This is a genomic window from Kitasatospora sp. NPDC048662, assembly GCF_055587065.1.
The window spans coordinates 92,516-104,755 of sequence record NZ_JBVJHA010000018.1 but is presented as its reverse complement, the minus strand read 5'-3'; the positions used below and the strand labels follow the sequence as shown (position 1 = coordinate 104,755).

Here is a 12,240-nt window from a genome sequence, read left to right as displayed (position 1 = left end):
AGCGGGGCACGGCCCGGCGGAGGCGGTCGGGAGCAGGTACGCGAGGGTGGAGCGGGAGCGGCGCTTCCTGCTCGCCCGGGTCCCGGCCCCTGGCGCCGTCACCTGCGCCCGGCTGATCACCGACCGGTACGTGGACGGTACCCGCCTGCGGCTGCGGCACGTCGAGCGGATCGACACCGGGGAGTGCGCCCACAAGCTCACCCAGAAGATCCCGGCGCCGCCGGGCACGACCGGCGCCGAGCAGGGCCTGATCACCAACCTGTACCTCTCGGAGGAGGAGTACGCCCTGCTGCTGGACTCGCTGCCCGGCCGGGAGTTGACCAAGACCCGGCTGAGCGTCCCCCCGTTGGGCATCGACGTCTTCGACGGTCGGCTGCTCGGACTGGTGCTGGCGGAGGCGGAGTTCGAGACCGCGGAGGACGCGGAAACGTTCGTGCCGCCGGCGGCCTGTCTGGCCGAGGTCACCGACGACCCGCGCTTCACCGGCGGCTCGCTGGCCCGCGCCGAGCGGTCCCAGGTGCGCGGCTGGCTGGCGGACTACGGGCTGGTGCTGTCCTGAGGTTCTCCTCCGGTCGGGTCGATCGCCTGCGCACGGACCGGAATTGACGGGTACTCGGAGCGGCGATCTGTTGTGCGAAATGGTGTTTCGTGCCCTGTCCGGGAGGCGGGTCCGGTCCGATTCATGGAGCGGAACTTCCGATCGGCCGAAGAACTCCTCGCTGCCCTGCGCGCAGGTGAGGTGACTTCGGCGGAACTGACCGAAGAGGCGATCGCCCGCATCGAGCGGGACGACAAGACGATCAACGCGATCTGCGTGCCGGACTTCGAACGAGCCCGGGCCGCCGCGCGCAGTGCCGACCAGGCCCGCGCCCGCGGCGAGGACCGGCCGCTGCTCGGCATCCCGGTGACGGTGAAGGAGTCCTACGACATCGCCGGCCTGCCCACGACCTGGGGCATGCCGCCGCACCGGGACTTCGTGCCGGCCGAGGACGCGCTGCAGGTGTCGCGGCTCAAGGCCGCGGGCGCGGTGGTGCTCGGCAAGACCAATGTGCCCCGGGGATTGCAGGACATACAGAGCTTCAACGAGATCTACGGCACCACCAACAACCCGTGGAACCACGCTCGAACCTCCGGCGGATCCTCCGGCGGATCGGCGGCGGCCCTGGCGTCCGGTTTCGGCGCGCTGTCCATCGGCTCCGACCTCGCCGGTTCGCTGCGCACCCCCGCACATTTCTGCGGCATCTACGCGCACAAGCCGACACTCGGGCTTCTGCCGAGCCGCGGCGCGGTTCCGCCGCCCGGGCCGGCCCTGCCGACCGAACAGGACCTCGTCGTCGTCGGCCCGATGGCGCGCACCGCCCGGGACCTCTCGCTGCTGCTCGACGTCATGGCCGGGCCGGACCCGCTGACGCACGGTGTGGCGTACCGGCTGGCGCTGCCGCCCGCGCGCCACGAGTGGCTCCGCGACTTCCGGGTCCTGATCGTCGAGGAGCACCCGTTCATCCCGACCGGGTCCGCCGTGCGGGCGGGCCTGACCCGGGTGGCCGACGCGCTCGTCGCCGGCGGCGCCCGCGTCGAACGGCACAGCCCGCTGCTGCCCGATCTCGCCGAAGCCGCGGTGATCTACAAGCAGTTCCTGTTCTCCGGCGCCACCGCACACTTCCCCGTCGAAGCCCGTGCACAACTCCAGGCCCGCGCCGCCGAATTGGCGGCTGACGACCAGAGCCTCGACGCGGCGCGGCTGCGCGGCATGGTGCTCAGCCACAGCGACTGGGTCGCGCTGAACATGCGCCGCGAGCTCCACCGCCACGGCTGGCGGCAGCTCTTCGCCGAGTACGACGCCGTGGTGTGCCCGATCACGCCCACGCCCGCCTTCCCGCACGACCACCACCCCAACCCGCTGGAGCGCCTGCTCGACATCGACGGTGTCGAGTACCCGTACTTCGACCAGCTCGTCTGGGCCGGCGTCGCCACCATGCCCGGCCTGCCCGCCACCGCCGTGCCGACGGGGCCGTCCCCCGAGGGCCTGCCGGTGGGTGTGCAGATCATCGGCCCGATGTACGAGGACCGCACTCTGCTGCGGCTGGCCGAACTGCTGGAGCGGGAGATCGGCGGTTTCGTGGCGCCGAAGTGAGCCTCCGGCGGGCGCCGGGTCCGGGCCTCCGGGCGCCGGGGCCGGGCTTCCGGGCGCCGGATCCGGGCCGGGCTTCCGGGCGGGGGCGGTTTCCGGGCGGGGCTTCCCGGCGGCCCGCATGTACAGTTCGCCGGTACATTCGGGCCGCCGGGAACCTAGGGTGGCCCCCATGAGTGAAGACCCGGAGGCCGCACCGTCCGCCGTGCAGGCCTCGCAGCAGGTGCGGTCGGTGATCGGCCGCCTGCGCCGGCGCATCCGGGCCGCCGCCGGAACGGGCGACCTGACGCTCACCCAGGCCTCCGCCATGGGACGGCTGCTGGACAGCGACGGACAGGGCCTGACCACCAGCGACCTGGCCGTCGCCGAGGGCATGCGCCACCAGTCGATGGCCACCACCATTGCCGCCCTCACCGCACAGGGCCTGGTGGAACGCCGCCGCGACCCCGACGACGGCCGCCGAATGCTCATCGTGCTCACCCCCGAGGGCCGCCGCCGCGCCGAGGACGGCCGACGGGCCCGCAGCGAATGGCTCGCCGCCGAACTCCAGGCCAAGTGCACCGAAGCGGAACGGCAGACCGTGATCGCGGCCATGACCGTCCTGGGACGCCTCGTCCACGACTGATCGAACCGCCGGTACGGACGGCCTCACGGCGCCGTGTCGCCGATTCGCAGCGCCAGCTTGACTGTGGACCCCTTCGACACCACCGACCCGCCTGGCGGGTCCTGCGCCTTAACGAAGACTGCCCCACCGAACGGTGGTGGATGGATGTCGTCGGCGGCGAGGTCAGCGACATACGCGAGGTTTCCGAACTCGCCCGCGAGGACGATCGGCTCGCCGGTAAACGGGGCGGGGAAGCCCGCCGGGAACGGGGGTACGAGAAGATTGTGGTGATCGCCGAACGTGAAGCCCAGGGTGGCGATCGGGAATTGCTCCACCATATTCGGGACCGTGACCCGGGTGGAATCCCCGATCTTCGGGAGCAGGCGCGCGAAGTCCTCCGGAGCGGACTGGACGCGCATGCACGTGGTGGCATCGTTGGAGCACCTCGACATCTGCAACCGGATCGCATCCACTTGCTGCAAGCAGTCCTTACGCGCCTTGGCCAGCACCGCGTCATCGACGTTGCTGCCATCCGCGTTCTTGAACTGGTCGATGTTCTTGCGGACGAAGTCGATGTCGTTGATGACGGTGCTGAACCCGTCCAGCAGGCTCGCGTTGAAGGTCAGCACGTCCTGCTGGTTCTGCACGTCGATGAACGTGAGCTCGTCGCCGGGGAGCGCCAGTTCCCTGTAGTCGTGCACCAGCATCGAGTACGGCACGCCCTGGTCGACTCCGACCAGGGTCGGGAACACGCGAGCCTTCTGCATGATCGCATCGAGGGTGGTCTCGGTCCCTTTATTGGAGCCACCAGCCTGGAAGACGTAGACGCTCACGTCGAGCTTGCTCTTGGAGGTGGCGATCTTCGAGGAGATGTCGGCGTCGAGCGAGCCGCCCGCGACACCGGGTGCGCCTGCGCGGGCATGAATCTCCCCAGCGATCGACGAGCGTTCCGTCGCGTCCAGGCTCTCCACCTTGTAGATCGCGAAGTACTCGCCCCCGGTTTTGATCCCGAGGACGAACCGGTCCCCGAACCGGTCGCGGAAACGGGCGGTCTTGTGTTCGCGCAGGAGGTCTGCAGCCTCCTTCGACAGCACCGGGTTGTCCAGCGTCCGGGTCGCGTTGAAGACCTGGACGCCCACCACCACGTAGAGCGAGAAGCTGTTCACCGCGATGTCGCTGGCGAACTTGAACTTCGCGCTGGCATCACCAAGCATGCTCCCCGCACTCACGTCCACGGAGATGCCCAGTGCCTGATGCAGGACGCTCGACTCCTGCACGATCTGCAGGGTCTTCGTCACGGTCTGCCCGCCGGCCTGCGCCGGCGCCGTCAGCGACGTGCCCGTCACCGCCGGGCTCTTGGTCGCTACGCCCGTCAGCACGTCGTAGCCCAGGCCCACCTTCATTCCGTCCAGGAACGGGATCTCTGTCTGCGCCGCCATCGTCGCCTCGCTCAGACTTCCGGTCCGGGATTCGCCTGCAGTGGGGACACTCTGACGTGCAGTACGCTGCCGCTCGGAACAAACGTGCCGTTCGCGGGAGTCTGTCCGACGATGGTGCCCGCGTCGGGCAACGGGGGTGAGCCCAGCGCCCCGAAGTCCAGTACCTCGGGGTTGTCGATGATGAAGTAGAGCCCCTGCTCGCCCAGGAGGTCCACGACCATCCGGTTCTTCGTGAACTCAAAGATCCCGGAGGGCATTACGGCCTTCGTCCCGATCAGGTGCGGAACCCGCTGCAGGCCCGGCCGGGGTTCGCGCAGGATCGGCAGCCGGCTTGTGAAGTCCTCGGGTGACTGGGTGAAGTGCACACAGGTGGAGGCATCCCGGGTGCAGTCGGAGATGGCCCTGGTCAACTGGTCGACGATGGCCAGGCACTGCTGACGGGCCTGCTGCAGGGCCGCGTCGTCCGGCGGTGACCCGTCCGGATTGTGGAATCGATCGAGATGCTTGCGGATAAAGTCGATATCGTTGACCAGCGTCGTGAAGTCGTTCAGCAGCCGGGAATTGAAGAGGAGGCACTCGGTCTGCTGCTCCTGATCGAAGAAATTCAGATTGTCACCCGGGAGTTTCAACCCACTGTACTCGTCGAGGAGGGCCTGGTAGGGAATAGCCTGGCCGCCCGAGACCAGGGTCGGGAACTTGTGTGCCTTCTCGATCATCTCTGACAGCGCCGTTTCCGTCTCACTGATCCCGCCGGCCGAGTACACGAAGACGTCCACGTTCAGCTCGTTGCGCGAGGTGGACTTCCTGCTCTCGACGGCAGTGTTCAGATTTGCCCGCAAGGCTGGGTTGTGGAAGCTCGCCGAGATTTGCGCCGCAATGTCAGTGCGCTCCTGCTCGTCGAAACTCTGCACGCGGTATACCGCGTAGTACTCACCACCGGTTTTCAGGCCGGAGATGTATCGGTTGCCGAAGCGCTCACGAAAATGATCCGTCTTCCCGGTGGTCAGCAGGTCGGTCGCGTCCGGAACGAGAGCCGGCGCGTCCACCGTCACACAGGAGTTGATGACCTCCACCGCCAGCACCACGTACAGGCAGTACTGCGTTACCGCGCACTGGTTCGCGAACTGCATCTTCGCCGTCGCGGAGAAACCCGCGTAGCTGCCGGACACTGCGGCGGACAGTCCCAAGGCATCCTGGAGCGAGTCGGCCTCCTGCACCAGGCGGAAGGTCGTTGTGACGGTCTGCCCGCCGCCAGTCTGTGGCGGACTGGTCTGCGGGTTCTGGATTGCCGGGTCGCTCGATGGGCTGCCGGTCAGCAGATCGAAGCCCAGGCCAACCTTCATCCCGCTCACGAATGGAATCTTCAGCTGCTGTCCCATGTCTGTCCTCCAGCGAAGGCGCGAACGCTGATCCGGTGGCTGCACCGAGATCCTCGCAGGCCTGGCGCTCAAAAGACGATCGGCCAACCCTCTTGCTTGGCTTGCTCTGCGGTGTAAGAGACGCCATGGGTCTTGATGCCGGCGGGTTCCAGAAGGGAAGGGTCATGACCAGGGTGGCGCCGGCGGCGAGGGGGCCGGGCACAGGCGGGACTTGCGACCGCGCCAGGCGTCCACAGTCGAAGCGGCGGCCACCTCTACGGAACTGTCCAACCCTATTTCCAGGATGGCGCGGCTGCAACAATCCGCAACTGGTCGAGTACGGCCGCTCGATGCCCCGCCGTTGGGCTGGGGATATGAGTTACGGACCCGAAACTGCAGAAAGCATTGCACGTCAATCGTGCCGCCGCCATCCGTCACCCCAGGCATGTGCATCTTCGGTTGCAGGCGCAGAACGCCGGGCGGAGCATGGATAAACGCAACCCCTGACGACTTCAGCGCCGTATCCCCGGCAATGTGGTGCGGGCAGTGCCGTCCCACTCGCCGCACTGCCTGATGACCGAGCCCTCTGCCCCATGACCGGCGGCCGAACCCCGGCGCCGGGCATGGGGCGAATCTCAGCGGCGGTTGCCGTCCGGCCAGGTGAGGCCGCGGGCGGAGTGGGTCAGTGCGGCCAGAACCACGAGGACGGCCGTGATGCCGCCGAGGGCCATGACCGTGGACGGGGAGGTGCGGTCCACGATGCCTCCCCCGACCAGGGCGCCGAGCGAGATCGTTGCCTGAAAGGAGGAGGTGAACAGCACTGACGCCGCCTCGGGCGCGTCGGGGGCCGCCTTGACGAACCACGTCCGGGAGGCCACGGGTACCGCTCCGTAGGCGACACCCCACACGAACAACAGGCTCACCGCGCCGGTCTTCGAGCCGCCCAGCACCGGCAGCAGCAGAGTGGCTCCGCCGAGCAGCGCGGCCGCCGCGCCGAAACCGGAGCGGGGACGCCGGGCGACCAGGGAAGCGCCGAGGAAGTTGCCGGTGATGCCCGCGGCCCCGTAGGTCAGCAGGAAGACGGTGATCAGCTCCGGGCCCGCATGCGTGACCTGTTCGAGGAACGGCGTCAGATAGGTGTACGCCCCGAAATGGGCCAGCACGACGAGGAAGGTCAGCAGCAGGGCGAAGCGGATGTTCACGCGGCGGAACAGGCCGCCCAGCACACTCAGCCGGGTCGCCTCGGCCGGCGGCAGGGGCGGCATGACCGCCAGCAGCAGGACGACCACGCCGACCGACAGCGCGCCCATGACGACGAACGCCGCACGCCAGCCCGCCACATCGCCGATGAACGTGCCGACCGGCACCCCGAGCACCGACCCCAGCGGGACGGCCGAGAAGATCACCGAGACGGCGCGGCCGACCTGGTCCGCGGGCACCAGCCGGTCCGCGACCCCGGCCGCGATCGACCAGAAGCCGCCGATGGTGACGCCCACCAGGACCCGCGACACCACCACCAGCCCGTAGCTCGGCGCGACCACCGCCAGGCCGTTCGCGAAGGCCAGCAGGACCATGAACGCCCCCAGCATCGTCCGGCGGTCGATGCGTGCGGTTGCGGCGGTGACCAGCGGCGCCGAGATCGCCGCGAGGAAGCCGGGCATGGTCATCATCAGCCCCGCCGTCCCGTCCGAGACGGCGAAGTCGGACCCGATCGACGTGAGCAGGCCGATCGGCAGGATCTCGGTCGTGACGATGGAGAAGATCCCCAGCATCACCGCCACCACGGACAGCCACCCGACCACGGGCGATCGGTGCGGTCGGCCGGTTGTCCGGGGGCGGGAAGCAGCGGAGGTCGTCGGGGTCATGAATTCCGTCCTGTGCCGGGCCGTTCGGTGTCCGGCCAGTTCAGCAGGCCACCCGGGCGGAGGCTGGCAGCTTTCCGACATCACCGTTGCGGGGGGTCCGGCCCGGAGTGGATTGGCCGGCGGCGGGCCCGATGGGCGAGGATTGGTCGGGTGGACCTGCCCAGAGTGATGCCGGAGATCGCGGCGGAGAACGGATTCCGGCTGCGGCGCTGGGAGTTGACGGACCGGGCGCTGTTGCGGGAGGCCGCCACCGACCCGTACATCCCGCTGATCACCACCGTGCCCGCGCCGTACTCCGACGCGGAGGCCGACGCGTTCGTGCACCGGCAGTGGCGGCGGACCGCGATCGGCACCGGTTACCCGTTCGTGATCGAGGCCCCCGACGGACGGGCCGTCGGGAACGTCGGACTGTGGGTCGGCGAACTGCCGTTGCGGGGTTGCGCCACCGCCGGCTACTGGGTGGCCGGAAGCGGGCGGGGCCAGGGTGTCGCGGCCGCCGGGCTGACTGCCGTCACGGCCTGGGCATTCGGTGAACTCGGCATCCCGCGCGTCGAGTTGTACGTGGAGCCGTGGAACACCGGTTCGCTGCGCACCGCCGAACGGGCCGGCTATCGGCGCGAGACGCTGGTGCCCGCGCACCAGGAGGTCGGCGGCGAACTGCGCGACATGTGGCGCTTCGCGCTGCCGTAGCAGGGCCGGTGGGTGGGTAATCCGTGGTGGCGGTCGGCGAACTGCTTGGCGAACTGGCGGGAGGAGGGGCGGGCGGTGGTGGCGCAGGTGCTCGGCGCGGGCCGCTTGGAGCGGGTGGCCCGCGTCCCCGACGGCGGGGAGTGGCAAGGCAGTTGATCGATGAACGGGCACCCGGACCTTGTGGACGACAGGACAACGTGCCGGTGGCCTGTGCGAGATGGTGCGGTGCCGTGGCCGACCGGTGCCCTGCGGCCCCGGCAAAAAAGGAGGGCGCGCGGGTCGTGCAGCGCGTGTTGCCCGGTGGGGACGGTGCTCTCGTGCGTACCGTTGGGGGCGATGAGCGAGCAGGCGGAGGACATCGCGGCGCAGTTGCGTGCGCTGGGCGAGGCGCGGGACAGGTTGCAGGGGCTGCTGTCGGCGGTGCTGGCCATCGGCGGGGACTTGGATCTGCCGGCGGTGCTGCACCGGATCGTCACCACGGCGATGGAGCTGGCCGGTGCGCGGTACGGTGCGCTCGGGATTCTCGCGCCGTCGGGGGACCGGCTGGAGCAGTTCGTGACGGCCGGGTTGTCGCCGCAGGAGCGAGCGGACCTGGCGGGGATCGATTTTCCGCGCGGGCGGGGTGTGTTGGGGCAACTCATCCGGCACCCCGAGCCGTTGCGGGTGGCGGACATTGCCGCGCATCCCGCGTCGGTGGGTTTTCCGCCGGGCCATCCGCCGATGCGGACGCTGCTGGGCGTGGCGATCACCGTCCGAGGGGCGATCTACGGCGACCTGTACCTGTCGGAGCGGCGGGACGGGCAACCGTTCGACCGGGCCGACGAGGAGGTGGTGCAGGCACTCGCGGGTGCGGCGGGCATCGCGATCGAGAACGCCCGCCTGTTCGGGTACCTGCGGGACAGCGCCGCGCAGTTCCAGCGGCTGCTGCTGCCCACGCTGCCGGACCTGTCGCCGTTCACCGGGGCCGCCGCGTACCGCACCGCCGCCGATCCGGCCGGCGTCGGAGGGGACTGGTACGACGCCGTCATCCTGCCCGACCAGGCGTGCGCGGCCGTCATCGGCGACGTGGTCGGCCACGACCTGCACGCCGCCGCCGCCATGGCCCAGGCCCGCAACATGCTGCGCGCGCTGCTGTACGACCGCCGCAGTCCGCCCAGTTCGGTGCTGACCCAGCTCGACCGCACCGTGGAGGCCATCACCGACCTGCCGGTCACCACCGCGTGCCTGGCGCGGATCGAGCCCGCCGCCGGGGACGGCTGGACCATGCACTGGAGCACCGCCGGGCACCCGCCGCCGCTCGTCCTCGGGCCGGACGGGCGCACCTGGTACCTGGAGGGCGAGCCCGGCATCCCGATCGGCGTCGACCCCGACCTGCACCGCCCCGACCACACCGACCCGCTCCCCAGCGGCGCCACCGTGGTGTTCTTCACCGACGGCCTGGTCGAACGCCCAGACCGCGACATCGACGAGGGCTTCCACGCCCTCGCCGTGCTCGCCGCCGCGCACGCCGATCGGCCACTCGAGGAGCTGGTGCGCCTGCTCGCCGACCGGCACCCCGGCGACGGCCACGACGACATGGCCGTCCTGGCGATCCGCACCCCGCCCCGGTCCTGAGCCCGGGCCGGTCGCGGCCGGACGCGCCGGCGTCGTCGCCCGGGTCCCGAGCCGCCGCAGGAGGCGCGCGTTCCGACCGCCCGCCGGGGGCGGGTAGCGTGAGCCGGTATGCGAACCGAACTGGTGGGGAAGGCGTTTCGGGCCGAGGCCGGGGCGCTCGGGGTGGCGATGGCCGGGCTGGGCGAAGCGGAATGGGCGCGGGCCACACGGTGCGAGCCGTGGACGGTGGTGGAACTGCTGGCGCACGTCCGGGTCGCCGTCGGGCGGGTGGAGGCGATGGTGGCGGCGCCCGAGCCGGAGCGGGCCGAGGTGACGGCGGTGGGGTACTACCGTCCCGACGAGCGGTTCGACGCGGCCACCAACAGCGCGCGGATCGCGCTCGCCCGCGACACGGCGGGCGTCGGCACCGATCCGGTCGGCGAGTTCGAGCGGACGTGGCGAGCTGTGGCCGACCGGTTCGAGGCGGAGGCCGAGGCGCGGGTGGTACGGACCCGGCACGGCGACCCGATGCTGCTCACCGATTTCATGGTCACCCGCGTGGTGGAACTGGCCGTCCACGGGCTCGACCTGGCCGACGCGCTCGGCCGCCCGGCCTGGCTGACGGACGAGGCCTCGGACGTACTGGAGGACCTGCTGCTGACGGATGCCGACGGCCCGGCGGTCCGCTCGGCACTCGGCTGGGACCGGGCGACACTGCTGCGCAAGGCGACCGGCCGGGCCGAGCTGGACGCCGCCGAGCAGGCCGAGGTGGAGCGCGCCGGGATCACCTGGCTGACGCTGGGCTGAGGGTGCGGAGGTGAGCACGGCCTCCCGGGCGGTGGTGGCCGGGAGGCCGCGTCGTCACGCCCCGAGGGCTGCCGTGATCGACGCCACGCCCCGACGGCTAGTCAATTTCCGTTATTGACACGGGCGTTCGGGCGGACGCGAAATATGCTGACCGGATGATCGACTCGAACACACCTGTCGAACTGGTGATCTTCGACTGCGACGGCGTCCTGGCGGACAGCGAGCGGATCGCCGTGCGGGTCCAGCAGGAGGTCGGCGCGCAACTCGGCCGGCCGCTCACCGAGGCCGAAGTGGCACGGCACTTCACCGGACGCTCGCACGCCGCCGGCCGGCAGGTGGTCGCCGAGCGCCTCGGCGAGGACGTCGCCGCACACACCGGCGGCCCCACCGGCGCGGACGCGCTCACCGGCCCCGGCACCGTACTCTTCTCCGACCTGCGGCAGCTGCCCGCACTGCTGCGCGCCACCACCGGCTGACACCCCGTCCGCAACCCGCCGACACCCCGTCCGCACCACCGAAGGAACCCTCATGGCGCAGGCCGAACTGCCCCCCGGCCACACCGCACGGCCGATCGACCCGGTCACCGACCTCCCCGCCGTCCAGGCCCTCGTCAACACCTGCGAGCGCGCCCTCGACGGCACCGCCACCACCGACGCCGGCGCACTCGCCACCGTGCTCGCCCGCCCCGGACTCGACCCCGCCGCCGACACCCTGCTGGTGCACGACAGCGACGGCCGACTCGCCGGCTGGGCCTGGACGGACCGGCGCACCGACGCCGACGTGCACCCCGACCACCGCGGCCGCGGCATCGGCACCGCACTGCTGCGCTGGATCGAACAACGCGCCCACGAACGCGGCACCGCCGAACTCGCCCAGGTCGTCCCCGACCGCGACACCGCCGCCACCGCACTGCTGCACGCCCACGGCTTCCGCCCCGCCGTCACCAGCTGGCTGCTCGCCATCGGCCTCGACGACCTGCCCGAGGACCTGCCGCCCGCACCCGAGGGCATCACCGTCCGCCCCTTCCGAGCAGGCGACCCGGCCGACGAGCACGCCGCGCACCGCCTCACCGAGGACGCCTTCGACGAATGGCAGCAACGCCGCAAGGACTTCGAGGAATGGGCCACCCACACCGTGCGCCGCCCCGCCTTCGCCGCCGACCGCTCCCCGCTCGCCTTCACCCCCGACGGCCACCTGGTCGGCGCCGCCCTCGCCCTCGACCGGCCCGACACCGACGAGGGCTACGTGGAGACCGTCGCCGTCCACGCCGACCACCGCCACCGCGGCATCGCCCGCCACCTGCTGCGCCACACCTTCCACGCCTGCCGAGCCGCCGGCCTGCGCAGCTGCACCCTGTGGACGCACTCCGCGACCGGCGCGCTCGACCTCTACCTGAAGGCCGGCATGACGGTCCGGCACAGCTCCACGGTGCTGAAGAAGACGCTGGCCTAAGGGACATCGAGCAGGGCCAGCAGGCGGGCGGCCTGCCGCTCGGCGGTGCCGGGCGGGTTGCGGGCCGCCGTCGCCGGGTCGGTGAACAGGCCCGGCGCGAACCGGTCGAGCAGGGTGAGCGCCCGCCACTCGCGGTCCGGGTCGCCGTCCGCGCCCGGGCGGAAACGCTTGCGGACGGTGTCGGGGAGGAGTTCGACACCATGGGTGGTCCACGGGTGGGTCATGGCGGCACGCCTGCTCTCCGGTCCGGGAGGGAAAGCCGCCCACGGCGGTCGGTGCGCGTCACTAGGCTAGGGGCAGC

General features: G+C 70.9%; 12 protein-coding genes. 8 read left to right on the top strand and 4 right to left on the bottom strand.

Annotation, left to right across the window (positions count from 1 at the left end; genetic code table 11):
* Positions 1–46 precede the first annotated feature (46 nt).
* The 3 genes from ACZ6R9_RS31810 (at position 47) to ACZ6R9_RS31800 (ending at position 2,756) form a co-directional block, all read left to right on the top strand.
* Entirely contained in the window at positions 47–559 is a 513-nt protein-coding gene (locus ACZ6R9_RS31810; protein ID WP_380487519.1) for a CYTH domain-containing protein, read from the top strand.
* Between the two features lie 123 nt (positions 560–682).
* On the top strand, positions 683–2,134 hold the full coding sequence (locus ACZ6R9_RS31805) for an amidase (protein WP_465542090.1): 1,452 nt from the start codon (positions 683–685) through the stop codon (positions 2,132–2,134).
* A 169-nt stretch (positions 2,135–2,303) separates the two neighbouring features.
* Complete coding sequence (locus tag ACZ6R9_RS31800; RefSeq protein WP_380487522.1) at positions 2,304–2,756, top strand: MarR family winged helix-turn-helix transcriptional regulator; 453 nt, start codon at positions 2,304–2,306, stop codon at positions 2,754–2,756.
* Between the two features lie 23 nt (positions 2,757–2,779).
* Here the strand turns inward: ACZ6R9_RS31800 and ACZ6R9_RS31795 are convergent, their stop codons facing one another.
* The 3 genes from ACZ6R9_RS31795 to ACZ6R9_RS31785 all read right to left on the bottom strand — a co-directional run bounded on the left by ACZ6R9_RS31795 (position 2,780) and on the right by ACZ6R9_RS31785 (position 7,397).
* Positions 2,780–4,174, bottom strand: coding sequence for a hypothetical protein (locus ACZ6R9_RS31795; RefSeq protein WP_465542088.1), 1,395 nt, complete (start codon positions 4,172–4,174; stop codon positions 2,780–2,782).
* 11 nt (positions 4,175–4,185) lie between these two features.
* Positions 4,186–5,553: a hypothetical protein gene (locus ACZ6R9_RS31790; protein ID WP_465542086.1), complete on the bottom strand. Its 1,368-nt coding sequence runs from the start codon at positions 5,551–5,553 to the stop codon at positions 4,186–4,188.
* A 614-nt stretch (positions 5,554–6,167) separates the two neighbouring features.
* Positions 6,168–7,397, bottom strand: coding sequence for an MFS transporter (locus ACZ6R9_RS31785; RefSeq protein WP_465542084.1), 1,230 nt, complete (start codon positions 7,395–7,397; stop codon positions 6,168–6,170).
* Between the two features lie 150 nt (positions 7,398–7,547).
* Here ACZ6R9_RS31785 and ACZ6R9_RS31780 point away from each other — a divergent pair, with 150 nt between their 5' ends.
* The 5 genes from ACZ6R9_RS31780 (at position 7,548) to ACZ6R9_RS31760 (ending at position 11,939) form a co-directional block, all read left to right on the top strand.
* A complete protein-coding gene (locus tag ACZ6R9_RS31780) occupies positions 7,548–8,087 on the top strand; it encodes a GNAT family N-acetyltransferase (RefSeq protein WP_465542082.1) in 540 nt (179 codons plus the stop codon).
* A 336-nt stretch (positions 8,088–8,423) separates the two neighbouring features.
* On the top strand, positions 8,424–9,701 hold the full coding sequence (locus ACZ6R9_RS31775) for a PP2C family protein-serine/threonine phosphatase (RefSeq protein ID WP_465542080.1): 1,278 nt from the start codon (positions 8,424–8,426) through the stop codon (positions 9,699–9,701).
* Positions 9,702–9,809: 108 nt separating this feature from the next.
* Positions 9,810–10,487, top strand: coding sequence for a maleylpyruvate isomerase N-terminal domain-containing protein (locus ACZ6R9_RS31770; RefSeq protein WP_465542078.1), 678 nt, complete (start codon positions 9,810–9,812; stop codon positions 10,485–10,487).
* Positions 10,488–10,642: 155 nt separating this feature from the next.
* On the top strand, positions 10,643–10,963 hold the full coding sequence (locus ACZ6R9_RS31765; RefSeq protein ID WP_465542076.1) for a hypothetical protein: 321 nt from the start codon (positions 10,643–10,645) through the stop codon (positions 10,961–10,963).
* 52 nt (positions 10,964–11,015) lie between these two features.
* The gene (locus ACZ6R9_RS31760; RefSeq protein WP_465542074.1) at positions 11,016–11,939 is read left to right on the top strand and encodes a GNAT family N-acetyltransferase; all 924 of its coding nucleotides are present in this window, start codon (positions 11,016–11,018) and stop codon (positions 11,937–11,939) included.
* Here ACZ6R9_RS31760 and ACZ6R9_RS31755 read toward each other — a convergent pair.
* Positions 11,936–12,163, bottom strand: coding sequence for a hypothetical protein (locus ACZ6R9_RS31755; RefSeq protein ID WP_465542072.1), 228 nt, complete (start codon positions 12,161–12,163; stop codon positions 11,936–11,938). The two genes, ACZ6R9_RS31760 and ACZ6R9_RS31755, sit on opposite strands and share 4 nt — an antisense overlap.
* Between the last annotated feature and the right edge of the window lie 77 nt (positions 12,164–12,240).

Coding starts and splice junctions, on each gene's coding strand:
- ACZ6R9_RS31755 (WP_465542072.1), bottom strand. CDS start 12,163: ATGACCCACCCGTGGACCACCCATGGTGTCGAACTCCTCCCCGACACC.
- ACZ6R9_RS31765 (WP_465542076.1), top strand. CDS start 10,643: ATGATCGACTCGAACACACCTGTCGAACTGGTGATCTTCGACTGCGAC.
- ACZ6R9_RS31760 (WP_465542074.1), top strand. CDS start 11,016: ATGGCGCAGGCCGAACTGCCCCCCGGCCACACCGCACGGCCGATCGAC.
- ACZ6R9_RS31805 (WP_465542090.1), top strand. CDS start 683: ATGGAGCGGAACTTCCGATCGGCCGAAGAACTCCTCGCTGCCCTGCGC.
- ACZ6R9_RS31790 (WP_465542086.1), bottom strand. CDS start 5,553: ATGGGACAGCAGCTGAAGATTCCATTCGTGAGCGGGATGAAGGTTGGC.
- ACZ6R9_RS31785 (WP_465542084.1), bottom strand. CDS start 7,397: ATGACCCCGACGACCTCCGCTGCTTCCCGCCCCCGGACAACCGGCCGA.
- ACZ6R9_RS31775 (WP_465542080.1), top strand. CDS start 8,424: ATGAGCGAGCAGGCGGAGGACATCGCGGCGCAGTTGCGTGCGCTGGGC.
- ACZ6R9_RS31800 (WP_380487522.1), top strand. CDS start 2,304: ATGAGTGAAGACCCGGAGGCCGCACCGTCCGCCGTGCAGGCCTCGCAG.
- ACZ6R9_RS31770 (WP_465542078.1), top strand. CDS start 9,810: ATGCGAACCGAACTGGTGGGGAAGGCGTTTCGGGCCGAGGCCGGGGCG.
- ACZ6R9_RS31795 (WP_465542088.1), bottom strand. CDS start 4,174: ATGGCGGCGCAGACAGAGATCCCGTTCCTGGACGGAATGAAGGTGGGC.